Source organism: Paraburkholderia xenovorans (assembly GCF_046030735.1).
GTDB lineage: Bacteria > Pseudomonadota > Gammaproteobacteria > Burkholderiales > Burkholderiaceae > Paraburkholderia > Paraburkholderia xenovorans_A.
The window spans coordinates 1-24,126 of sequence record NZ_JAQQBV010000028.1; the positions used below are offsets into that span (position 1 = coordinate 1).

The 24,126-nt window shown below is 61.8% G+C and carries 19 protein-coding genes and 1 pseudogene; 11 read left to right on the forward strand and 9 right to left on the reverse strand.

The window, feature by feature from the left end; all coding sequences use genetic code 11:
* Positions 1-394 (forward strand): BON domain-containing protein (locus PQQ51_RS24525; RefSeq protein ID WP_408499456.1); only part of this gene is annotated, 394 nt, incomplete at its 5' end.
* Positions 395-554: 160 nt separating this feature from the next.
* Here PQQ51_RS24525 and PQQ51_RS24530 read toward each other — a convergent pair.
* Positions 555-1,364, reverse strand: a pseudogene (locus tag PQQ51_RS24530) (MFS transporter); the annotation flags it as partial.
* 39 nt (positions 1,365-1,403) lie between these two features.
* Positions 1,404-2,861 carry an MmgE/PrpD family protein gene (locus tag PQQ51_RS24535; RefSeq protein WP_408499457.1) on the reverse strand — a complete coding sequence of 486 codons (1,458 nt, stop codon included), beginning with the start codon at positions 2,859-2,861 and terminating at the stop codon, positions 1,404-1,406.
* Positions 2,862-3,177: 316 nt separating this feature from the next.
* Here PQQ51_RS24535 and PQQ51_RS24540 point away from each other — a divergent pair, with 316 nt between their 5' ends.
* The 3 genes from PQQ51_RS24540 to PQQ51_RS24550 all read left to right on the forward strand — a co-directional run bounded on the left by PQQ51_RS24540 (position 3,178) and on the right by PQQ51_RS24550 (position 6,367).
* Positions 3,178-4,386 carry a CaiB/BaiF CoA transferase family protein gene (locus PQQ51_RS24540; RefSeq protein ID WP_408499458.1) on the forward strand — a complete coding sequence of 403 codons (1,209 nt, stop codon included), beginning with the start codon at positions 3,178-3,180 and terminating at the stop codon, positions 4,384-4,386.
* A gap of 282 nt (positions 4,387-4,668) precedes the next feature.
* Positions 4,669-5,418, forward strand: a complete 750-nt coding sequence (locus PQQ51_RS24545) for an electron transfer flavoprotein subunit beta/FixA family protein (RefSeq protein WP_408499459.1) — start codon at positions 4,669-4,671, stop codon at positions 5,416-5,418.
* Positions 5,419-5,431: 13 nt separating this feature from the next.
* A complete protein-coding gene (locus tag PQQ51_RS24550; protein WP_408499460.1) occupies positions 5,432-6,367 on the forward strand; it encodes an electron transfer flavoprotein subunit alpha/FixB family protein in 936 nt (311 codons plus the stop codon).
* 730 nt (positions 6,368-7,097) lie between these two features.
* On the opposite strand, the gene PQQ51_RS24555 is transcribed toward PQQ51_RS24550, so the two are convergent.
* The 3 genes from PQQ51_RS24555 to PQQ51_RS24565 form a co-directional block, all read right to left on the reverse strand.
* Positions 7,098-8,117, reverse strand: a complete 1,020-nt coding sequence (locus PQQ51_RS24555) for an alpha/beta hydrolase (protein ID WP_408499461.1) — start codon at positions 8,115-8,117, stop codon at positions 7,098-7,100.
* 19 nt (positions 8,118-8,136) lie between these two features.
* The gene (locus PQQ51_RS24560; protein ID WP_408499462.1) at positions 8,137-9,030 is read right to left on the reverse strand and encodes an MBL fold metallo-hydrolase; all 894 of its coding nucleotides are present in this window, start codon (positions 9,028-9,030) and stop codon (positions 8,137-8,139) included.
* A gap of 141 nt (positions 9,031-9,171) precedes the next feature.
* On the reverse strand, positions 9,172-9,909 hold the full coding sequence (locus PQQ51_RS24565; protein ID WP_408499463.1) for an SDR family oxidoreductase: 738 nt from the start codon (positions 9,907-9,909) through the stop codon (positions 9,172-9,174).
* Between the two features lie 201 nt (positions 9,910-10,110).
* On the opposite strand from PQQ51_RS24565, the gene PQQ51_RS24570 reads away from it, so the two are divergent.
* A complete protein-coding gene (locus PQQ51_RS24570; protein WP_408499464.1) occupies positions 10,111-11,040 on the forward strand; it encodes a LysR family transcriptional regulator in 930 nt (309 codons plus the stop codon).
* Positions 11,041-11,243: 203 nt separating this feature from the next.
* Here the strand turns inward: PQQ51_RS24570 and PQQ51_RS24575 are convergent, their stop codons facing one another.
* Complete coding sequence (locus tag PQQ51_RS24575) at positions 11,244-11,612, reverse strand: endo alpha-1,4 polygalactosaminidase (RefSeq protein WP_408499465.1); 369 nt, start codon at positions 11,610-11,612, stop codon at positions 11,244-11,246.
* Between the two features lie 175 nt (positions 11,613-11,787).
* Between PQQ51_RS24575 and PQQ51_RS24580 the strand changes: the two genes are divergently transcribed.
* The 3 genes from PQQ51_RS24580 (at position 11,788) to PQQ51_RS24590 (ending at position 14,912) form a co-directional block, all read left to right on the forward strand.
* Positions 11,788-12,051, forward strand: a complete 264-nt coding sequence (locus PQQ51_RS24580; protein ID WP_408499466.1) for a hypothetical protein — start codon at positions 11,788-11,790, stop codon at positions 12,049-12,051.
* 120 nt (positions 12,052-12,171) lie between these two features.
* Positions 12,172-14,394 carry a TonB-dependent receptor gene (locus PQQ51_RS24585; RefSeq protein WP_408499467.1) on the forward strand — a complete coding sequence of 741 codons (2,223 nt, stop codon included), beginning with the start codon at positions 12,172-12,174 and terminating at the stop codon, positions 14,392-14,394.
* 230 nt (positions 14,395-14,624) lie between these two features.
* Entirely contained in the window at positions 14,625-14,912 is a 288-nt protein-coding gene (locus tag PQQ51_RS24590; protein WP_408499468.1) for a DUF4148 domain-containing protein, read from the forward strand.
* Between the two features lie 44 nt (positions 14,913-14,956).
* Here the strand turns inward: PQQ51_RS24590 and PQQ51_RS24595 are convergent, their stop codons facing one another.
* On the reverse strand, positions 14,957-15,436 hold the full coding sequence (locus tag PQQ51_RS24595; protein ID WP_408499469.1) for a Fur family transcriptional regulator: 480 nt from the start codon (positions 15,434-15,436) through the stop codon (positions 14,957-14,959).
* A gap of 331 nt (positions 15,437-15,767) precedes the next feature.
* On the opposite strand from PQQ51_RS24595, the gene PQQ51_RS24600 reads away from it, so the two are divergent.
* From PQQ51_RS24600 to PQQ51_RS24610, 3 genes are read left to right on the forward strand one after another with little or no spacing between them, the layout of a single operon-like run.
* Positions 15,768-18,995, forward strand: coding sequence for an efflux RND transporter permease subunit (locus PQQ51_RS24600; RefSeq protein ID WP_408499470.1), 3,228 nt, complete (start codon positions 15,768-15,770; stop codon positions 18,993-18,995).
* Between the two features lie 19 nt (positions 18,996-19,014).
* Positions 19,015-20,265: an efflux RND transporter periplasmic adaptor subunit gene (locus tag PQQ51_RS24605; protein ID WP_408499471.1), complete on the forward strand. Its 1,251-nt coding sequence runs from the start codon at positions 19,015-19,017 to the stop codon at positions 20,263-20,265.
* Positions 20,266-20,292: 27 nt separating this feature from the next.
* Positions 20,293-21,864: an efflux transporter outer membrane subunit gene (locus PQQ51_RS24610; protein ID WP_408499472.1), complete on the forward strand. Its 1,572-nt coding sequence runs from the start codon at positions 20,293-20,295 to the stop codon at positions 21,862-21,864.
* On the opposite strand, the gene PQQ51_RS24615 is transcribed toward PQQ51_RS24610, so the two are convergent.
* Together PQQ51_RS24615 and PQQ51_RS24620 are read right to left on the reverse strand one after the other, a co-directional pair.
* The gene (locus tag PQQ51_RS24615) at positions 21,842-23,395 is read right to left on the reverse strand and encodes a heavy metal sensor histidine kinase (RefSeq protein WP_408499473.1); all 1,554 of its coding nucleotides are present in this window, start codon (positions 23,393-23,395) and stop codon (positions 21,842-21,844) included. The two genes, PQQ51_RS24610 and PQQ51_RS24615, sit on opposite strands and share 23 nt — an antisense overlap.
* Complete coding sequence (locus PQQ51_RS24620) at positions 23,395-24,072, reverse strand: heavy metal response regulator transcription factor (RefSeq protein ID WP_408499474.1); 678 nt, start codon at positions 24,070-24,072, stop codon at positions 23,395-23,397. The genes PQQ51_RS24615 and PQQ51_RS24620 overlap by 1 nt, the downstream gene beginning before the upstream one ends.
* Positions 24,073-24,126: the final 54 nt, after the last annotated feature.

Sequence of the window (24,126 nt, forward strand, 5' to 3'; positions counted from 1 at the left end):
CTCGAAAGGAACCTTCATGAACCTGTTGAACCTGATCAAGATCCCGCCGGCGGTAGCGCTGGCCATAGCCGCCCTTGCGGCGTATGCGCAGCCCGTCAGCAATGCAACCAGCAACGCTTCCATGCGGACACCGGACGTAGGGGCATCAGCACCGTCCGCGAAAGCGGCGCGCGCGGCCAATCGCACGTTGTCGAAGCAGGTGCTCAAAGCGCTGGCACATACGTCTCACCTCGACCCGAGCGGTATATTCGTCAAGGCATCGGATGGTAACGTGACGTTATCTGGCACAGTCACCGATATGGCGCAGATTCCTCTCGCAGTGGAAACGGCGCGGCGGGTCGGTGGCGTAAAGTCGGTGCGCGATACGCTTCGCCTGCAGGACCAGTCATACTGACGTAAGCGACGCCTCGTTCAGATTTACGCCGTCCGGTTCGCTCGGCGCGGATGGCCAGCCCGCACATTGCAAATGCGTCGTTATAGACCCAGGTCACCATTGCGGCGACCTGGATCTGACTACTCAGGTCGCTAGCGATTCAAGTGACCGCTTCCAGCGTCGGCAAAGGCTTGCCGGTTTCCCGCTCGGGCCGCCGCTCGAGCTCTGCCACAATCAGCTCAGCCTTCTTCGATTCGCCGTGCGCCGCGAGCCAGCGCGGACTTTCGGGAATACGCCTGCGAATCACCCAGATCGCGACGGCTCCCACTGAACCGATGAGTACGACCCAGCGCCACCCATCGAGACCGAACGGTGCAAGAGGCACAAGCTGCCAGGCGAGGCATGCGATAACCGGCACCGCCAGGTAGGTGATGAACTGGTTAAAAGCAAACGCACGTCCGCGAATATGTTTAGGGACGATCTCGCTCAAATAACTGTCGATGGTCACCAGCTCGACCCCCAAGCCGATCCCGACCATGAAGCGCCAGAAGTTCAATCCGAGTGCTGTCGTCTGGAACGCCATGATCGCCGCAGACACGGTGTACCAGAGCAACGCAAACGTGAATACCGAACGCCGCCCGAATTTGTCCGCGATTGCCCCGAAGAACAGCGTGCCGACGAGCAATCCTGTGAACGCCGCTGCAATGAAGCTCGCTATGCCGCTCATGCTCAGGAAGTTCGTTGTGGTAGCCGTCAGAACACCCGATCGGATAATGCCCGGAGCAATGTAGGCGGTCGAAAACAATTCGTAGAATTCAAAGAAACCACCGAGTGAGATCAGCAGCACCAGCATCCAGACGGATCGCGACACTGGCAAGCGGTCAAGCCGAGCGCCGATCATGCCAGTGGTTTCATTCGCCTCGATTACGCGTATCTGGTCTATATCGGTCGCACCGACGGGCGATCCGATCGAATTGTGTGTCGATGACATTGGCTCCTCCATCTGTATTTTTAGCTATCCACGTCGGTTCTATGCAAGCGCGTCCGTTACGGGTGGTGCAAGCACTTCGATCAGTTCGGCGATGTCATCGAGCCGCTCCATACCCACCACAAGTTCCTCGATGCGCCGCTGGCGCGGCTTGTCGATCACGCCGTCTGTCAGCGCACGGAACTTATCGACAATGACTTCGTTCGACACGTGGTCCAGTGGACGGCCTCGCGGATGTCGCAGCAGTTGTTCTTCATGGCTGCCGTCAGTAAACGTAGTACGGATCCGCACGGCTCCGCGGGCAAGCGGGCCATCCCCGTCGAATGCCTCTTCGTGCCGGACCGTGACCTTCTTCATGAATTCCCATACATCGGCGGCGTTGACGCGCTCGGGGCTGAACTGCTTCATCAGCGCGGCGCCGTCGAGGGCTGCAATTGAGACCGCGTAGGCCATGTTCATTTGCGCGCCGATCGGGGTCAGCGGCTTGTGCGCCTGCCAGCCGCCGTGGTGGAACGACGCGCTTGCGCAATCAAGCTCGATCTTCAGTATGTCGGTTGCAGTCGTGGCGCGCTGCTGCTGGATCTCAAGCACTGCGCTAATCGGACCAAGCAGCGCGCCCATTGCGGAGTAACGCTTGATCACATATGCCTCGGTCTCCCACTTCGCGCCAAGGTTGGCCGATATCTGCGACGCGTCCGGATCGTGACCCTCGCCGAACGTCGAGAGGAAACCGCCATATTCGCGCTCGAAGACCCGTTTGATGCCGGTATATCCGCCCGCCGCCAGCGCCGCGGCATAGAGGCCGCCCCGTGACGCGAAGCCGTGATGCATGCGCTTGGACATAGCTTCGAATTGCGCCGCCATCAGTCCGCCGGATTGCGTGCCGGCTAGCCCAAGCGCATCTTCGAACGCAGCAGCGCTCAGACCGTGCAGCTTACCGGCTGCCGCAGCGCTTGCATGCGTGCCGAAGACCGCGCCCGAGTGCCAACCGCGCGACAACATCTGCGAGCCGTGCAATGCAAGGCCAACGCGAGGTCCCACTTCATAGCCGCACATCGCGGCAAGCAGGAACCGTTCGCCGGTGACCGGACCAAGCAAGCTTGCACTGGCAAAGAGCGACGGCAGCACAACCGATGCGGCATGCAGCGGCGCCAACGGATGAAAGTCGTCGAGTTCGAAACCCTGTACGAAGGTGCCGTTAAGCAGCGCCGCCGCAGGCGCGCTGACGCTTTTTCCCCACCCGATCAGGCTCGCGTTCCCACCACCTTCGAGCGCGCTTACCAGTTCCACCGCCTTTCTCGACCAGGGCAATTGCGCGCCTACGAGCGCGCACCCCAACCCGTCAAGCGTCAGGTATTTGCCGCGCTCTAGCGCCCGTTCGGGGATGTTGTCGAGCTGTACAGATGCAAGCCATGTCGCCAATTTCCCTGTCGGACCGTTCGGGTCCGTGGGGCCTGAATGAGCGGAGGTGGTGTAAGACGATTCAATTGAAGAGGCCATGCGTGACACTTCCTGAAGATAGGGGACATCGATGACGTTCGTTTACGTGACATGGGCAAAACCAGCTTCTGCGGGGAGCCAAATCTAGCATTCATTTATTTGTTGTTATATTATTATGATGACAAACTTAAAAATGAGAGAAGGGTTTACGTTAATCACTTGGCCAGACGCGATGGCGGCAGGACCGTGAACCGGTGTCTGCGGCGGATATTCATCAGGCCGACTTCTTCGCCCTGCGTCGCTGGGTGACTACACAGTCACATTAGAAGTGACCTCCTCGCCACTAACCCCATCACCCTGTCAATCTGGACTCGCCATGTCGAACCTGATTTCCTCGCTGCCGCTCGCCGGCGTTCGTGTGCTCGATCTCTCCCGTGTACTTGCCGGACCGTGGTGCGGCATGGTACTGGGCGACCTCGGCGCCGAAGTCATCAAGGTCGAGCACCCGAAACGCGGCGACGATACCCGTGATTGGGGCTTGCGAGTCGGCTCGACCGAGACTGCCTATTTCAACAGCGTCAACCGCAACAAGCGCTCGGTGAGTCTCGACCTGCAAACCGCCGACGGTCAGCAGATCGCGCGCGAGCTGGCGCAAAGGAGCGATGTCGTGATCCAGAACTTCAAGTTCGGCGGCATGGAGAAGCTGGGCCTCGGATACGAGCAACTGAAGCAGGAGCACGAGGACCTGATCTACTGCTCGATTTCCGGCTACGACCGCACTGGGCCGGAAGCTGCGCGTCCCGGCTACGATCTCGTGATTCAGGGCGAGGCCGGGTTGATGGCGCTAAACGGTGAAGCCGATCAGCCGCCTTTGAAGTTCGGCATTGCCGCCGTCGACCTGTTCACCGGGATGTATTCCGCCCAGGCGGTACTCGCAGCGCTGTTCGAGCGCCAGAAGACCGGTAAAGGACACCACATCGAAATGGCGCTGTTCGATTGCGGCCTGATGATCACCGCTTACTACGGCCTGGAAGCACTGCTCATGGGCGAGGACCCGCCGCGCTACGGCAACGCGCATCCGTCGATCGTGCCCTACGGCGTATTCGGCGCGGCCGATGGACCGCTGGTCATCACCGTCGGCAACAACGGCCAGTTCATGCGTTTCTGTCGCGAGGTAATCGAACGCCCCGATCTCGCCGAAGACGAGCGGTTCCAGACGAACATCGGTCGCGCGGCGAATCGCGAGGTTCTCATACCCGAACTCAACCGCGAGATTGCTCGGCGACCACGCCAAGTATTGCTTGCGCGCATGACTCAGGCCTGCATTCCATGTGGCGAAGTACTCGGCCTTCACGAGGCGCTCTCCTCGAAGCGTGCAAAGAATGCCGGGCTCGTGACGACACAGCCGCATCCGGAAGTCGGCAGCACGCCTGTCCTCGCTCCGCCCTATCGCTTCGACGGTACGCGCTTGCCGGTACGAAGCGCACCGCCGCAACTCGGGGAAGGCACGAAGGACGTTCTTCAGTCGCTGCTCGGGTTGTCGGACGAACGGCTCGCGCGGTTGAAGGCCGACGGTGTCGTTTGACGCTGTCTTGCGTCTCGCTGCTACGGTACGGTCCAAATCTACGCGACGGTGGTCTGTTCGGTGCCAACGTCTCAATCATTCCAAAGCTCGTCCCTGGCGAGAAAGCGCAGAAAGCGCTCGGACCCGTCGTCGATGAAGACGTGAAGTCAGCCGGAACGTCGGGCCGGAACCTCGAGAAATCTATGCCGCTTCTGAAGCAAGCCGGCGTGACGATCAACTGATCCGTATCCCTGACGCCGCACAGTTCGTGCAGGCGTCGACTATCAATTCAAGGAGATCTGCATGAAAATCCTGGTGCCAGTCAAAAGAGTGGTCGACTACAACGTGAAGGTCCGGGTGAAATCGGACGGCACGGGCGTCGACATCGCGAACGTGAAGATGTCGATGAATCCGTTCGACGAAATCGCGGTTGAAGAAGCGGTGCGTCTGCGCGAAGCGGGCGTGGCGACCGAAGTGATCGCCGTATCGGCCGGTGTGACGCAATCGCAGGAAACGCTGCGCACGGCGCTTGCAATCGGCGCGGATCGCGCGATCCTGATCGAGTCTGCCGAAGAACTGCAACCGCTGGCGGTCGCCAAGCTGCTGAAGGCGCTGGTCGACAAGGAACAGCCGCAACTGATCATCCTCGGCAAACAGGCGATCGACGACGATTCGAACCAGACCGGTCAGATGCTGGCTGCGCTGGCGAATCTGCCGCAAGCGACGTTCGCATCGAAGGTAGTCCTGGCTGACGGCAAGGCCACCGTTTCGCGCGAAGTGGATGGCGGTGCCGAAACGCTGTCGCTCACGCTGCCGGCCGTGGTCACCACCGATCTGCGCCTGAACGAGCCGCGCTACGTGACGCTACCGAACATCATGAAGGCGAAGAAGAAGCCGCTGGAAGTCGTCAAGCCGGAAGACCTGGGCGTTGACGTGACGCCGCGCCTGAAGACCTTGAAGGTTGTCGAGCCGCCGAAGCGCTCCGCTGGTGTGAAGGTGCCGGACGTGAAGACGCTGGTCGAGAAGCTGAAGACCGAAGCCAAGGTGTTGTAAGGAGACAGGGCAAATGACGAATCTGGTAATAGCAGAACACGACAACGCGTCGATCAAGGCCGCGACGCTGAACACGATTGCAGCGGCGCAGAAGATCGGCGGCGACATTCACGTGCTGGTGGCCGGGCACAACGCGCAGGCGGCGGCGGATGCGGCGGCGAAAATCGCAGGCGTTAGCAAGGTGCTGCTGGCCGACGCGCCGCAACTCGAAGCGGGTCTCGCGGAAAACGTCGAAGCGACGGTGCTGAACATCGCGAAGGACTACACGCATATCCTCGCGCCGGCCACTGCGTACGGCAAGAACATCGCGCCGCGCATCGCCGCGAAGCTGGACGTCGCGCAGATCAGCGACATCACGGCAGTGGACAGCGCCGACACGTTCGAGCGTCCGATCTATGCCGGCAACGCGATCGCAACGGTTCAATCGCACGATCCGATCAAGGTCATCACGGTGCGCTCGACCGGTTTCGACGCAGTCGCGGCAGAAGGAGGCAGCGCGACGGTCGAGAAGATCGAGGCGGCGGCAGACAGCGGCCTCTCTGCATTCGTGAGCCGTGAAGTGACGAAGCTGGACCGTCCGGAACTGACCTCGGCGAAGATCATCGTCTCGGGTGGCCGCGGTCTGGGCAACGGCGAGAACTACACCAAGGTTCTGGAGCCGCTGGCCGACAAGCTGAACGCAGCGCTGGGCGCATCGCGCGCGGCCGTCGACGCGGGCTTCGTGCCGAACGACTATCAGGTCGGCCAGACCGGCAAGATCGTCGCTCCGCAACTGTACGTGGCCGTCGGCATTTCGGGTGCGATCCAGCATCTGGCCGGGATGAAGGACTCGAAGGTGATCGTCGCGATCAACAAGGACCCGGAGGCACCGATTTTCAGCGTCGCCGATTATGGTCTGGTGGGTGATCTGTTCACGGTTGTGCCCGAACTGGCGGGCGAATTGCAGTAAGCACCATCAGCGCATCTGATCCAGTGCACTTGGGGGCCGCGACGAGCATTGGCATCACAGTCGATGTCGCGGTCGCTCTGATGAACTGGTATGCCCCACATGCCAGTTGCGCGCCCGATTCGTTCATGAAAGCGCTATTGGTTAAAGTCACGCAAGGGAATGACGATGAAGCCTACGCGCCCTGCTCCCGATTAAGGTGCCCATCCGCGCGAGCCACTTCATCCCGCACCACGTCACAGTCCAACAATGAGAGTCTCGTTCGGTTGAATATTAGTTGTCGTACTAACCATATCGTGATCAAACATGGACGATCGTGATTACCTCACGAAACCTGCTTGTCAAGGGTGCCTTCCAGCAGTTGGATTTGCTGTCGTCTGAGTGCCACGACAAAGCTGCGCTTTGCCTGCATTTTCTATCGGGCCTATGACCGCTGGAGAGATCACTTTGAATTCCTTCCCTTCTAATGTACCACTGCAGATGCCGCAGGAGACGGAAGCTACGGCTGGAAGGTAATACATCTACTCCAGATCGGCGGAAGCTGGAAAATCGCCAGCGAGTTCTATATCAGCTATCCACTTGTTAACTGAACCGGAAACCTTTGAGGGTTCGAGGTCAAAGGCCGTACGAAGATAGTACGTCAACAACAACGACTCACGAACCCAGCTGCGCCGCTGAAATGAGCGGAAGATTGCGGGGAAGAGTGACTCCCTCTGCTCTGATGTCTACTGGACTACTGCTGCCAGGCAGACGCCGCTTTCTCTGGCTCGAAGTTCCTGTCGAGAAATTCGCGAATCGCATCGAACGCAAGAAGCCGATTTTTTTCAAGCAGCACGAGGTGCGTGCCTTCGCCAATTTCTACCCATTTGCGATACGGTGTGCTTGTTAGTTCGAGGAACAGCGCCTGCGCAAGATCTATCGGCACGTCGACATCCCACTCTGCGTGCACCAACAGCACGGGAACCCGAATATCCGCCGGCTCGTAATACCTGCGGCCGGCGCGCCAGTAGTCACGGATGTCCTGGATCGGTCCGTTGCTCGCACGCAGCCGGTCGGGTGTACGGCTGCTACTCCACGGATCCTCGGCCAACGTGAAGTCAGCCCACTGATCGAACCAGCCTTCCGGTATCAGCGTTGCGCGACCCTGCTCCGGAACGGTGCTCAGCCAGCGCGCCCTGATTTCGCGCACCGGCACCAATCGGTAGGCATCGAGAGGGCCACCCGTATCGATCGGAATAGGTTTATCGCTCAACCACTGGGGCGCGAGCAATGCCAGCTTTTCGACCTTGTCCGGATGGCGGCTCGTGTACGCGGCCGCCACCGTGCCTCCCCATGACATGCCGAATACGCAAACGCGTCCGATTCCGCACCGTGCCAGCACGTAATCGATCACGATCCCGAAGTCGGATACCCCGGTATCGGTCGCCACCAAGGGAGGAGACAGGTCTGCCGGCGATTCCATTTCGGGTGGTTTGGTGGACCGACCATAGCCGCGCACGTCGAGTGCATAAACGTCGTATCCTGCCGCTGCGAGGAAGTCGAGGAACGACATGCCGTTAAACGGAACGTCATAGAGACTGCCCGACGAGAAGGTCGCTCCGTGCACCATCACTATGGTGCGAGCCGAAGAACCGCGGACCAGGTTGGCGGGGCGCTTGTTGCGCACATATAGCTCAATGCCGGCCTCGCCGGTTGGCACGCGCAACTCCTCGAAGACGAGTTCGATGCCGTTCAGAGCGTAAGTTTTTGTCATGTGTCTCATTCCTCGAGGTTCATTCGTAGCGCCACTCGAAGCGGTCGCCACGCCGTGTCACGTAGCCGACGGAGGTTTCGGCGAAGTGAGGGGTAAAAAAGAGCATCTTGCGATCCGCCGCGTGCTCGAGCGCCCATCGGCGAGACGTCTTCGCTTCGTTCTGCCACTCGCAAAAAACCGAGTTCCAGTCCGGGCGCACGACCTGCAACGGATGATGCATGACGTCCCCGCTAAACAGTGCTTCCTGTCCCGCAGAGCGTAATTCGATCGACATGTGGCCAATGCTGTGCCCTTTCGAAGGGTGGAACACGAAGTTGTCGAGGTAAGCCCCGCCGTCGTTACTGATGCGCTCCGCGTGGCCGGCCTCGATGATGGGGGCGACGCTATCTTCGTAGACGCCCAGACTTGGCACGTTGACCTGGTTGTGGCTCGCGGGGCTGCTGTAGTAGTCCTCTTCAGCGTGCGAGAAGACGTGCCGCGCGTTCATAAAGGTCGGCACCCAGCGGCCGCCGTCGAGTCGCGTGTTCCATCCGACGTGATCCACGTGCAAATGCGTATGTAGAACGAAGTCGACGTCCTCAGGTTGCACACCCGCCGCCGCCAGGCGTTTCAGATAAGGCGTTTGAAGGCGATGGAAGATCGTGTTCTGCGGCCGTTCCTTGTCGTTACCGGAACCGGTATCGATCAGGATCGTGTGTCGCCGGGTGCGGACGAGCCAGGTGTGGACACTCTGAATCAGGTTGCCCGTTGCGGCATCCATGTTGCTCGGCGTAAGCCAATGCAGATTGGGATCCAATTCTTCCGCCTCCCAATCGGGGTAAAGAAAGGACGGTGGCGCCACGTTCAACCGCATTTCTTCGATTTTGGTGACGGTCACGTCACCTATCTGATAGGTTTTGTTTGTATGAAGCATCGTCGCGTTTAATTTGGAGCGCCAAAGCTGATGAAACGGATGAGGCGGGAATGCTCGTCGAAAAATCCATCCTGCTACGTTCGTCCGTCCAGATTCCGATGACAGACTCCCGTCTTTGCAGGAGGTTTTTGACGACATTGATTACCAGGGCTGAACGGTTCCTTCATGAAAAAAAGATCCCGTGGGGCCGTCATCCGGCAACATGGCGAGCTGAACACTCGTGCGCGCACCTTCTGCAGGTGACAACGGTGCGTCGACGCCGTGCAGGTCGGTCTTGACGAAGCCAGGATGGGCGGCATTCACCTTGATAGCGGTGTCGCGCAGTTCGTAGGCGAGATGGACCGTCCACGCGTTGAGCGCAGTCTTTGAGACGTTGTACGCGGGGATCTTGAAGCTGTAGAACGTCGACGAGGGATCGACATTGGCAGCCATTGAACCGAGAATGCTCGATACATTTACGATGCGACCGGCGCTCGACTGCTTCAGAAGTGGCAGGAACGCATTCGTGACTTCAACCACGCCGAACAGGTTGGTGTCGAAGGTTTTGTGCCAGACTTCATGCGGCTGCTGCGATGGGGTCTTGTCGAACGCGTCGAGCATGACGCCCGCGTTGTTGACCAGTACGTCGAGTCTAGAATGGCGTCGTTCTACCGCGGCAACCGCGGCGACAATCGACGCTTCGTTCGTGACATCCAGAGAAAGCGCTTCCGCACTCAAGCCGTTTTCCGTAAGCTCACCCGCAGCTTGTTGCGCAGCCTGCAGGTTGCGACCGGTGACAATGACATGAAATCCTTCGCGAGCGAGCTGTCGTGCGGTTTCAAAGCCGATGCCTTTGTTAGCGCCGGTGATCACGGCAATTTTCTTCGTGATATTCGTCATAGTGGTTCTGTATTTAATCGTTAAAAAATGCGCTATGGCCTGGCCTGCCGACAGGCTGTATCGGCAGGTGCCGGCTCAGACCGCGGACAATCCATGGAGAAAGAGATTCGAGCGGGTTTCTTCGTCGGTTCCCTGCTTGAAGAGTAAAGGGCGAACTGCCCCAACTGTGAGTCGTTTGTTCCGATAGGAGGTATCGAAAATATGGACATAAAGCGGTCGGACCTGCCGTTGCTGATATCGCTGGATGCGTTGCTCACCGATCTGAATGTGACCAGGGCGGCGCGCAGGATGCACGTCAGCCAGTCGACCGTGTCCGGTCATCTGTCGCGATTGAGAGAATTGTTCCAGGATCCGTTGTTAGTTCCCTCCGAAACCGGGCGCGGTATGGCTCCGACAGAGCGCGCGCTGGAACTACGGCCTCGGCTGGCACAGGCGCTTTCGCAACTGCGTGAGGCCGTGGCGGAGGTGCGCGAGTTCAGCCCGACCTTATCGTCCAGAACGTTCGTCGCGGCTGCTAACGACAGCGTCTTCACCATTCTCGGTCTGGATGTCATGGTGGAAGTGATGCGACAGCGAAACCCCGGTTTACGCATGGCGGTCATTCCGGCTTCCGATGGCAATCTGGTAGAGCGCATGGCCAAAGGTGAAGTTGACCTTGTCCTGGGTGACATCACGAAGATGCCACCGACCCTCAAGTCCAGATTTCTGCTCAGCGACGACTTCGCTCTGGCGCAGCGGCGTTCGCATCCACGAGGCCTGCATGCGCCTGACCTCGAAGAATATTGCAGTCTGTCGCACGTCGTGGTGTCTGCGCGAGCTGATTTCTGCACCCCAGTCGACGATTTGCTTGCGACACTTGAGCGGCGCCGAAATGTGGTAGCTACGGTCCCGAACTACAACCAGGTGGCTCTAATCCTGTCGCAGACGGACGGCGTAGCCACGTTGCCGAGGCAGTTGCTACAGCGATATAGCGCTTTGGTAGATCTGGTCGAATTGCCGTTCGACATGCCGCCGTTTCGTCTCGCGATGGCCTGGCATCCCAGAGCCCAGGAGGACAAAGCAGCGGCGTGGTTTCGCAATTGTTTTCTAAGAACGAGAAAGCAGGTAACCGAGCGAAGTAGCTACGCGTAAGATGCCACGCCTATGCTATGGCTCCAGGGAAGCACGTATGAGTGAGAAACCGTCGGTTGCGATTCGGAATCAGTCGCAACTGAACCGATAACTGTCGTCGAGTTCCTGCGCCAGCACGAGGCTGCGGATGTTGGCTGTGCGTGCCGCGGTGCAGAGCGTACTCTGCCCGGCCGCCGTACGATATTCCGTCGCGTATTCCGCATTCAACACGGGCTTGTTGTTTGACGTAAATACCGTATCCCCCCCAACTCGCCCAACTCGTGGCATTGTTCATTGACGGCAAAATCGAACGACGGCTGAAGCAGACTTAGCTGGTCCACATCGTTCTTCAGAGCAACCGCGAGATTCCGAAGGTGTGCTTCGCTGGCCAGAAACGTGTTGTAGTTGTACTGGTCCTGATTCATAAGCGGAAAGCCGGTGTGGTTCGCATAGCCGTCAACGTTGTCCGGCTCAACGCCGTCGCATTTTTTCGACACAGCAAGATGCAGGCGCGCTCTCATGATCGAGCGGACGTTGTCAAACTTTAGGTGGGTTGCCCACGGACGTAGCTCAAACGCCGCGCCAATCTGCACCTAAAGTTTGCATGTAATTCCGTCTCGATCGCGCTGGCATAAGGCTTTGGCGGTAGGCGATTTCATATCAACTTTGCGTTGATCCTCTCTGGCTCATTAGAAATGTCCGGTTCCCGGCTCCGGGCCGGCGGCTGTAGCGCATGCTGCGGCATCACAGCCAGCCTGGAGCCGCACCATGAACGGACGTGGATTCATCACGATCAGCATGCACGAGCTTGAGCGCGTGAAGATCATCGAATCGGTCGTCCAGCATCGCCTGACGACCGTCCTGGCGGCCGAACGGCTGCAGCTAAGCGTGCATCAGATCAACCAACTGATGACACGACACCGCTTGCCAGATCGCCTCAACCACGCGCCTCGATCTATCACCGACTCCCGATTTTCAATATTTGTTTACATCTCCATTTCTACTCATTACAATCCACAACAACGCAAATGAGAACGGTACGCATTTACATTTAAGCATCTGTAACTCCCAGCTCGGAATCGCGGAAAGGCCTCCCTCTAACGGTCTTCCGGGATACGGGATCCGCATTTTCGTACTTCGCCCTGACACCTTATGTCCGCCCTCTTTAAGACGCGGCCGCGTTCGCTCGCGTCCGTAGCAGCCGTGTATTGCTCGAGTTTCCTGATTCCGGCCACCGCCTTCGCCCAAACGGACGCAAACACCAACGCAGCTCAGACCTCGAGCTCCGCTACCCTCCCCGCCGTGGTCGTGACATCGTCTTCCGACATGCAAGCCAAAACGGTCCCTTCGTATAAATTCACGGCGCCGTTGCTCGATACTCCCCGCTCCGTGACCGTGATCCCCGCAGAACTGATCAAGCAGACCAATGCGACGACTTTCGCCGACGCCTTGAAGACAGTCCCCGGCATCACCTTTCTCGGCGGCGACGCGGCAGCCAATCCGTCGGCGGATCGCCCGGTGATTCGCGGCTTCGAATCGCGCAACTCGATTTTCGTCGACGGCATGCGCGACGACGGCGTGCAGAACCGCGAGACCTTCGATATCGAACAGATCAACGTGATCAAGGGCCCGGATTCGGTCTACGCGGGCCGCGGCGCGGTGGGCGGCAGTATCGACATCGTCACCAAGACGCCGAAGAACGAAAATTTCGTGAACGGCAGCGTGGGCGTCGGCACGGACAGCTACAAACGCATCACACTGGACGCGAATCACAAGTTCGGCGACGACGCCGCCGTACGTTTGAACGTGCTCGGCCACGACGCGGACCAGGCGGGTCGCACGGACATCTACAGCAAGCGCTGGGGTGTCGCGCCGTCGGTGGCGTTTGGGCTGAACAGCCCGACCACGGTCACGCTGAGCTACTACCACCTGAATAGCTACGACATGCCGGACTTCAGCGTGCCGTTCCGTTCGACAGGTGGCACGCCCGCCAATGCCGATCGCGGCCAGTTCTTCGGCCTGAACAATCGTGACTACCGGCGCGGTCAGACCGACACCGGCGAAGTGCGCATCGAGCATCGTTTCGCGAACGACTGGAAGCTGAAGAACACCACCATGTTCGGCCGCTCCACGCTCGACTACATCGCCACCAATCCGCAGTTCCAGAACGCCAACACGAACGTCATCAGCCTGCAGGCGAAGAGCGGCAAATACGCGACCAACAGCGTCGCCAATCAGACCGAACTCACCGGCAAGGCCACGCTGCTCGGCATGCAGCACACGCTGACCGGCGGCGTCGAATTCAATCACGAAAAGAGCCTGTACGAAGGCTATCTGGTGAGCGACAGCGCGGGCAACAATATCCGCTCGGGCGGCCCCTGCTCCGTCGCGTACAACTGTACGACGCTGTACGGCGGCTGGAATCCAGACAACCCGTGGACCGGCAGCGTGCTGCTGAACGGCGACAAGAGCTTCCCCGGTGCGGCCACGCACACGCAGACGAACATCGCGTCGGCCTACCTGTTCGATAGCGTAAAGCTCGCCGAGCAATGGATCTTCAACGCGGGGCTGCGTTTCGATCGCTACGACGTGACCGCGATCCAGGCTGGCGCGCGCGACCTGACCAATAACTCGAATCTGTTCAGCTACCAGTTCGGCCTCGTTTTCAAGCCGGTGCAGACGGTCAGCCTGTATGCGTCGTACGGCACGTCGGCGAATCCGCCGGGCGCCAACGCGGGCATCGGCGGCGGCAACGACCAGCTCACCGCGACCAATCAGGATCTCTCGCCGGAGCGCGCGCGCAACATCGAAGTCGGCGCCAAGTGGGACGTGCTGGATCAACGGCTCTCGCTGACGTCGGCGCTGTTCCAGACCGACAAAACCAATGCGCGCGTGAGCAACGGTCTGGGCGGCACCGTCAACGCCGGCGAACAGCGCGTGCGCGGCGTCGAACTCGGCGCGGCCGGGAATCTGACCAGCAAGTGGAGCGTGTTCGCGGGCTACTCGTACCTCGACGCGATCACGATCGACGCGGGTGCCGCGAACCCGACGGCATCCGGCCTGCCGATGGTGATGGTGCCCAAGCACAACTTCACGCTGTGGACCTACTACAACGTATTGCCGAAGCTGTCGATCGGCGGCGGTGCGACGATTTCGAGTCTGACCTATGCGTCGGTCTCGGCCACGACGCGCAAATGGACGCCGGGCTATGCGCGCTTCGACGCGATGGCAACCTACCGCGTATCGAAGACCGTCGATCTGCAATTGAACGTGCAGAACATCTTCGACAAGAAGTATTTCTCGTCGGCCTACCCGATCTACGCGACGTGGGCACCGGGCCGCTCGGCGATGCTGACGCTCAATTTCTATGAGTGAAGCTCCGCGAGCTGACTGATTGAAGCTGATTTTCGACGACTGAAAAACGCTCGCTGGGCAGTCGCGGGGCAGGAATGCCGCGAGCGTTTTTTTCGTGAAGAATACCGTCGCTCTTCGAGCCATGCGCAGTTAACAGAACCGTAATTGCAGAGTCAGCACGCCGACAACCGGAATGACAAGAATGGTGACTGTGGCACCTGTCATTCATTCCAACCCGTCGGAGAATCATCATGAAACTGCTCGCTGCTTTTGCTTGTACCGTCCTGAGTCTGTCGTTCGGAGCGAATGCTTTCGCCCAGTCTTCGTCGCAGGCGCTCACGCGCGCCGACGTGCGGGCGCAACTCGCCGAAGCGCTCGCCGACGGCCTTGTGCCGACGCCGAAGGCCGACTATCCGCCGTCCGCACAAGCGATCGCGCGTAATCGCGAAATTTATGCGATCCAGCACGCGGGGGCTAGCGATGGCAGCACGAACACTGCGCAAGCCGCGCAAAGTGGCGTACCGCCGGCGTCGCACTGATCTCGTGAACGCATGAACGCACCGCGCGATTGGACAATCTTCAATTACGCGCCCGCTTTTCTGCATGCGGGGCAAACGCCGAACAGAACGAATTGCCGTGCCGTCAGCGCGAAATCATGCGTCTCCGCAATTGCTTTCTGGCGCGCCTCGATCTCGGGATCGAAGAACTCTTCGATCTGGCCGCATTCGGTGCAGACGATGTGATCGTGCGGCTTGCCTTTATTCAATTCGTAGACCATGCGACTTTCGCCGAATACCGCACTCGACAGCAGCGTCACGTCTACGAGTTGTGCGAGTAGACGATATACCGTGGCCAGACTGATATTGCGCTCGTCCCCATTGAGAAGCCGGTAGATCTGCTCAGCACTGAAGTGGTCGTGAGGATTCGCACGGAAGAAATCGAGCGCCAGTATGCGGGGATAAGTCGGTCGCAAGCCGACCCGCTCCAGGATCGTGTGAGTATGCATAGGCTGTGTCGCGGCAGAGAATCGATGATCCGGCCACCTCGCATCGGCCGCGCGCACGCGGTTTTGATCCGGTGATCGGCTGCGAGGGAGTCGGACGGCAATCGGGCACTATCGGCGATGGCTCCTTAAGAGAACCTTAAGGAAGTTCGCCGTTTTAGCGCCGGCCGCGCACGCCGTGTGCCGGGCGCGGCCGGCGGCGAAAACCGGCTGCGAGCGCTGCCTGACGTTCGCCTCCCCCGCTTGCGCAGATAACAGACTTGTAATCTACCGGACCGGGGACGGTAAGCCCTCTCCCATCACACTCCTGACATACGAAGCGCATGCCATGCGCCGTCCGTCGCCATGAACTCGACGGGCGCTTCCGTCTGCCTCTTTTCAGGAATCCGCCATGTGGATCGTTAAGCTCGCGCTGCGCCGGCCTTACACATTCGTGGTTCTCGCCGTGCTGATCCTCATCGTCGGCCCGCTAGCGATACTGCGCACGCCGACCGACATCTTTCCGAACATCGACATTCCGGTGGTCAGCATCGTCTGGTCGTATAACGGTTTTTCCGCGCAGGACATGGCGAGCCGCATCACGTCGAACTACGAGCGCGCGCTGACCTCCGACGTGGACGATATCGAGCACATCGAGTCGCAATCGCTGAACGGCGTATCCGTGGTGAAAATCTTTTTCCATCCGGGCGCCGACATCAACCGCGCGATCGCCGAAGCCGCGTCAAACTCCGCGTCGATTCTGCGCGTGTTGCCGCCGGGCACGCTGCCGCCGAACATCATCACGTACAACGCGTCGACGGTACCGATCCTGCAACTGGGGCTCTCCAGCAACACGCTATCCGAACAGCAACTCTACGACCTCGGCAACAGCCAGATCCGCACGCAACTGGCGACGGTGCAAGGCGCGTCCGTGCCGCTGCCGTTCGGCGGCAAGGTCCGTCAGATCATGATCGATATCGATCCGCGCGCGTTGCAGGCAAAAGGCCTCGCGCCGCTCGACGTGGTCAACGCCGTCAACGCGCAGAATCTGATCCTGCCGGGCGGCACCGCGAAGATCGGCACAAAGGAATACAACGTGCAGATGAACGGCAGTACCGACACCGTCGCCGCGCTGAACGATCTGCCGGTCAAAACCGTGGCCGGCGGCGTGGTGTACGTGCGCGACGTGGCCCACGTGCGCGACGGCTATGCACCGCAAACCAACATCGTGCGCAGCGACGGCAAGCGCGCGGCGCTCCTCACCATCGAAAAATCCGGCAGCACCTCGACACTCACCATCATCCAGCAGGTCAAGGCGATGCTGCCGCATATCGCCGCTGGTTTGCCGGACGCGCTGCACATTACGGCGCTGTCCGATCAGTCGGTGTTCGTCAAATCGGCGGTGGTGGGTGTGGCGCGCGAAGCGCTGATCGCCGCCTGCCTGACCGCGCTGATGATCCTGTTGTTTCTCGGCAGCTGGCGCGCGACGCTCATCATCGCGGTGTCGATTCCGCTCGCGGTATTGACTTCGCTGATCGCGCTCGCGGCGCTCGGCCAGACCATCAACATCATGACGCTCGGCGGACTCGCGCTCGCCGTGGGCATTCTCGTCGACGACGCCACCGTCGCGATCGAAAACATCACGCATCACCTGGAGAACGGCGAGCCTTTGCACGATGCGATCCTGAACGGTTCGGGCGAGATCGCGGTGCCGACTTTCGTGTCGACGCTCTCCATCTGCATCGTGTTCGTGCCGATGTTTCTGCTCTCGGGCGTGGCGCGCTATCTGTTCGTGCCGCTCGCCGAAGCGGTGGTGTTCGCGATGATCGCCTCGTACTTCTTCTCTCGCACGCTGGTCCCGACACTCGCCATGTATCTGATGCGCGCGCGCAGCAAAGCGCCAGTCATGGGCAACGGACCGATCGCGCGACTCGTGCGGTTTCAGGCGGCCTTCGAACAACGCTTCGAACGGCTGCGCGAAAGTTATCGCGGTGTGCTGGCCGCGGCGATCGCGAGTCCGCGCCGCTTCGTCGCGATTTTCCTGCTGTTGTGCGTCGGCTCGCTCGCGCTGGTGCCGTTCGCCGGCCGCGATTTCTTCCCTGCGGTCGACACGGGCGAAATCCGCCTGCATCTGCGTGCGCCCACCGGCACGCGAATCGAAGACACCGCGCGCCTCACCGACGAAGTCGAGGCCCGCGTGCGCAGTGTGATCCCGCAACAGGAACTGGCGGCGATGCTCGACAACATCGGCGTGCCGGTAAGCGGCATCAACCTGACCTACGATTCCTCGGACCCGATCGGCCCCGAAGACGCCGACGTGATGATCACGCTTGCCTCGAAACACAAGCCTACGGCTGCGTACGTCGCGACGCTGCGCAACACGCTCACCAAGGATTTTCCGAACGTGAGTTTCGCGTTCCTGCCCGCCGATATCGTCAGTCAGATTCTGAACTTCGGCCTGCCCGCGCCGATCGATATCCAGATTGTCGGCAACAAGCTCGACGCCAACCGCGTGGTCGCCGACAAACTGCTCGCGCAACTGCGCAGCGTGCGCGGTCTCGTCGACGCGCGCATCCAGCAGCCGGGAGACGCACCCGCGATCAACGTGAACGTGGACCGCACTCGCGCGATCCAGGCCGGCTTGCAGCAACGCGAGGTGTCGCAGAATCTGCTGATCGCGCTCTCCGGCAGTTCGCAGACCACGCCGAATTTCTGGCTCGATCCTAAGAACGGCGTTAGCTATCCGCTCGTCGCCATGACGCCGCAGTACGACATCGACTCGCTGCAATCGCTCGCGAATATTCCGGTGGCGTCGAGCGGCAACGCGACCACGGCCGCGGCCAATGGCGACCGTCCCGCGCCGCAAAACCTGCTCGGCGCGCTCGGCACGCTGTCGCGCGGCACGCAGCAGGCCGTCGTATCGCACTACAACGTGCAGCCGGTGCTCGATATTTTCGCGTCGGCGCAGGGCCGCGATCTCGGTGGCGTTGCCGCCGACGTGAATCATCTCGTCGATCAGATACGGCCACAGTTGCCGCCGGGCGCGTCAATCGTCGTGCGCGGCCAGGTGCAGGCGATGAACGACTCGTTCACCGGCCTCGCGAGCGGCATGGTGTTCGCGATCGCCCTCGTCTATCTACTCATGGTCGTCAATTTTCAGTCGTGGCTCGACCCGATGATTATCATCAGCGGCTTGCCCGGATCGCTCGCGGGCATCGCGTGGATGCTGTTCAGCACCGGCACCCGGCTGAGCGTACCGGCTCTGACCGGCACCATTCTGTGCATCGGCATTGCCACCGCCAACAGCATTCTCGTGATCAACACCGCGCGCGAGCTTCATCACGCCGGCCAGCCGCCCTTGCAGGCCGCGCTCGAAGCAGGTTTCAGCCGCTTCCGTCCGGTTCTGATGACCGCGCTCGCAATGCTGATCGGCATGCTGCCGATGGCGCTCGGTCTCGGCGACGGCGGCGAACAGAATGCGCCGCTCGGCCGCGCGGTGATCGGCGGTCTTGCAATCGGCACCGTCTCCACGCTGCTGTTCGTGCCGGTTGTCTACGGCATGGTGCATGCGCGGCTCGACAAGCGTCGCGCCGCCCGCCAAAGCCAACAGGAAGCCGGCGTTGCCGCCCGCACCCACTGATTCCGACGAGAGCCTTCCGATGAACGACTCCACTTTGCCGCCCGAACTCGACGAACGCACCGGGCAGTCCACGCGCGCTGCGGAAACCGCCGCGCAACAGGCCGAGCCCGCTGCCGGCCAAACTCCAATGCCGCGCCGACACCGCTGGCCGCTGGCGCTGGCCGGCGTGGCCGCCGCGCTGTTGCTCGCGGGCATCGTGCCGCGTCTCTACGCGAGCGCCGCGCTCACGCAGCAGACTCAGGCGCAAAGCGCGCTGAGCGTCGCCGTGATTACGCCGCGCGCCGCGCCGGCGGTGAACGAACTGCTGCTGCCGGGCGCGGTGACGCCGTTCGCGGAAGCCTCGATCTACGCACGCACGAGCGGCTATCTGGCGCACTGGACGAGCGATATCGGCGCGCACGTCAAAAGCGGCCAGACGCTCGCCATCATCGACGCGCCGGAACTCGACGCGCAACTGCGCCAGGCCCGCGCCGACGAAGCCACCGCCCAGGCCAATTACGACTATGCGAAAACCACCGCGCAGCGCTGGCAGGAGATGCTGAAAACGCAGTCGGTTGCACAACAGGACGCCGACGCAAAGACCAACGACATGGAAGCGCGCCGCGCGATGCTGGCGTCGGCGCAGGCAAACGTCGCCCATCTGGCCGAACTCGTGTCGTACGAAAAGATCACTGCGCCGTTCGACGGCGTGATCACCGCGCGCAACGTCGACGTCGGCGCGCTGGTGACGGCGGGCGGCACGCCCGGCACCGGCGGCATGTCGGGCGAGTTGTTTCATATCCAGCAGACCGGCGTGCTGCGCGTGTTCGTCGACGTGCCGCAGAACGACGCGCCGTACGTGATGCCGGACACCGGCGTGTATCTCACGGCGCAGCAATATCCCGGCCGGCACATTGCCGCGCGGGTCGCGCGCAGCACGGGCTCGATCGATCCGGCGAGCCGTACGATGCGTGTCGAAGTCGATGTGGACAACGGCGACGGCGCGCTGCTGCCCGGCGCCTATACGCAGGTGCATCTGGCTTTGCAATCAGCGACGCCGGCACTCGATCTGCCGGTCAGTGCGCTGCTGTTCCGTGCCAGCGGCGTGACGGTCGCGGTGGTGGACGGCAACGGCCGCACGGCGCTGAAGACCGTGCAGATCGGCCGCGATTTCGGCACGCACGTCGAGATCACCACCGGGCTCGCCGCCACCGATCGCGTGATCGATACCCCCGGCGATTCGCTCACCGCCGGACAGGCCGTGCAGATCGTGCCGGCCGCTCGTGGCTGAATGCCCGTGATCGTGAGGAACTTGCCCATGTCCCGTTTTCGTTCGCCGTTGCTCTCGCGCCGGCTTCCAATCATCTGTTCGCTTTTGGGTCCGCTTTTGCGCCAGCTTTTGCGCCGCTCATCGGTTGCCGCCCTGGTCGGCGCGCTCGCCGCCTGCTCGACCCTGCCCGCCTACCAGCGCCCCACGGCCGCCGTGCCCAGCCGGTTCGCGGGCGCGACGCCGGGCTGGGCGCAGGCCGCGCCCGCCGATGCCGCGCCGCGCGGCCCGTGGTGGACCGTCTTCGGCGATCCTGTGCTCGACCAGCTCGAAACGCGCATCGACGTGTCGAACCAGACCGTGCGCAAGGCCGTTGCGCAAGTGCAAGCGGCGCGTTCGCTAGTCGACTATCAGCGCGCCGGATTCTTCCCGACCATCAGCGTCGGCGCCGCGCAGAACCGCTCACGGACCTCGCAGAACGTCGAAGGCAAGTCGCTCGCGGGCAAGACCGTGCCCGACTATTCGGCAGGCGTCTCGGCGAGCTGGGAGCCCGATCTGTTCGGCCGCGTGCGCGACAGCGCGACGGGCGCGCAGGCCGATGCCGACGCGAGCGCCGCGGATCTCGAAGCGGTACGTCTGTCGATGAGCGCCGATCTCGCCGTCGACTACTTCTCTCTGCGTTCACTCGACACGCAGAAAAAGCTGCTCGACGACAGCGTGAACGCCTACGCCGCTGCGCTGAAGCTGCTGCAACAGCAACTGAAGGACGGCGCGATCGACGCCTCGGCAGTCGCGCAGGCCACCACGCAACTCGAAGCGACGCGCACGCAGGACACCGACATCGACGTGAGCCGAGCGCAGATGCAGCACGCCATCGCGACGCTGGTGGGCGAACCGGCGTCGAGCTTCAGTCTGCCGCCGGACGGCCCGGCAATTGCGCCACCGGCTATTCCCGTCGGCCTGCCGTCGCAATTGCTCGAGCGGCGGCCCGATATCGCCGCCGCCGAACGGCGCGTGGCGGCTGCCAACGCGCAAATCGGCGTCGCGCACGCGGCGTTTTTCCCGGACCTCGTGCTGTCCGCGAGCGCCGGGCTGGAAAGTAGCTTCTTCGCGCCGTGGCTCACCGCGCCGAGCCTGTTCTGGTCGATTGGGCCGCAACTCGTCGGCACCCTGTTCGACGGCGGCAAGCGCACCGCAACGCTGCACGGCGCGACCGCGCAATACGACGGCGCGGTTGCGGATTATCGGCAGTCGGTGCTAGTGGCGTTCCAGCAGGTCGAGGACAACCTGTCCGCGCTGAACTCGCTCGCCGACGAAGCCGTCAGCCAGCAGCGCGCAAGCCGCGCCGCCGAACTGGCGCTGCGCCTCACGACGAACCGCTTCAACGCGGGCGCGGTCAGCTATCTCGATGTAGTGACCGCGCAGACCATCGCGCTGACGAACGAGCGCACGGCGGAGCAGATCGCGGCGCGCAGACTGGAAGCGAGCGTGTTGTTGATGAAGGCGCTGGGGGGCACATGGCATGACGCCGGAACTGACGCCACAACCGCGGCCGCAACACAAGGGCGGGAAGCAACACAGCCGGACGCCGCCGCACCTGTTACGCGGCGCGCCGGAACGTGAGAATAAAGCGCGTGCTCTGCGCGTCGCTTTCGGCGCGCACCGCGCCGCCGTGCAAATCCATGATCGTGCGCACGATGGCGAGGCCGAGCCCCGTCGAACCGGTCGAACCTTGCGACAAACCCGCCGAGGGCAACGCGCTGCGCGACGGGTCGATGCGGTAGAAACGGTCGAAGATGCGTTCGAGATGTTCGGCGGCGATCGGCTGCCCCTCGTTCGACACCGTGACCCTCACTTCATCGCCGCTCGCGCCGGCATCCAGCGAGATCTCGCCGCCGCGCGACGTGTAGCGGATCGCGTTGGCGAGCAGATTGCTCACGGCGCGCCTGAACAATTCCAGGTCGGCGGTGAGCGACGCGGCGCCGCTCACGCGGATCGCGACCTGCGCGTCTTCGGCGATGCCTTCGAAGTAGTCCGCGATATGCGTCAATTCCTGAGCGGCATCGAATTCACGCATGTGTTTGACGAACTGTGGATGTTCGGCGCGTGCGAGAAATAGCACGTTTTCGATCATGCGCGACAGGCGATCGCACTCTTCCAGATTCGACTCGATCAGCGCCTCGTATTCGTCCACCGCACGCGGCCGGGCGAGCGCCACTTCGGCCGCGCCGCGCATGTTGCCGAGCGGCGTGCGCATATCGTGCGCCAGATCGGCGGTGAAACGCGATAGCCGCTGAAATCCCGATTCGACGCGCTCCAGCATCGCGTTCAATGCGCTCACCAACGCGGTGAGTTCGCTCGGCACGCGCGTCACTGAGATGCGCGTATTCAGGCGGTTGACCGTGACCAGGCTCGCGCTCGCGGCGATATCGCGCAAAGGTTTGAGCGCCGCGCGGATCAGCAGGTAACTCAGCAGAATCGCAAGCAGCACGCCGGCCGCGCCCGCGAGGTTGAGTTCGTCGCGGTAACGGTCCAGCAGGCGCCAGCGGTCGCTCATGTTGCGCGCGATCAGTACGCTGGCCGTGGTGCCGTCGCGCAACCGCACGTCGGCCAGAATGCCGCGAATGGGCGCGCCGTTGCGGCCAGTCCATTCGCCGATCGCCGTTTCGGTGATGCGCGCCGCCTCCGGAACGCGTCCCAGCCGCGGCAGTTCCGAAAGCGCGGCGACGCCGGCCGGCGCGCTGCTTTCGCGGGCTTCGCTCGCCTCGTCGGCGGCGTTGCCTGAAGCAATGTTCTCCACGGGTTCCGCGCGTTCGGCGCTCTCGACTACAGCGGACGACGACGCGAACACTTCGGCGGCATTGTGTTCGATCACCCGTTTGCCGTCCGGGCCAAACACTTCCATCGACATCGCCTCGTTGCCGAGCACGGTGCTGATGAGCCGGTCGCCGTGCTCGCGGATGCCCGGCGCCGCGTCCAGTTCCTGGCCGAGCCGACGCGCATGGCGAGCGGCCAGCACGATGTCCAGGTTATCCTGGGTCTTGATCTGCCGCTCGAGCGCGAGATAGAGATAACTGCCGACCATCACGAACACCGCCAGCGTGGTCACGCCGAACGCGACGGCGAGCGTCGCGGCGAGCGAGCGGCCGCGCATCAACCCGCGTCCTTCACTTCGAGCACGTAGCCGACGCCGCGCACGGTGTGAATCAGTTTGACCGGAAAGTTGTCGTCGATCTTGGTGCGCAGCCGGCGGATCGCCACTTCGACGACATTGGTGTCGCTGTCGAAATTCATGTCCCACACATAGGATGCGATCTGCGTGCGGCTCAGCACTTCGCCCTGGCGGCGCGCCAGCAGTTGCAGCAACGAGAACTCGCGCGGCGTGAGATCGATGCGCGTACCGGCACGCTTCACGCGCCGGCGATTGACGTCCATTTCCAGATCGCCGACCTTGATGAGTTCGCTTTCGCGCGGCGGCCCACGGCGCGCCAGCGTGCGCACCCGCGCGAGCAGCTCGACGAACGCGAAGGGCTTGACAAGGTAGTCGTCCGCGCCGAGTTCGAGACCGCGAACCCGGTCGTCGATGTCGTCGCGCGCGGTGAGAAACAGCACGGGTGTGGTACGGCTGCCGCGCAGCGTCTTGAGGATCGTCCAGCCGTCCATGCCCGGCAGCATCACGTCGAGCACGATCACGTCGTACTCTTCCTCCTGCGCGAGAATCAACCCTTGCGGACCATCGTTCGCAACGTCGACCGCGTAGCCCGATTCTTCGAGGCCTTTTCTCAGGTAGGCCGATGTTTTCAGCTCGTCCTCGATCACCAGGATCCGCATTTTGACGCTCCGCGTTGCATTGACCTGCAAATCATACCGGCAAGCGCGGTGCGT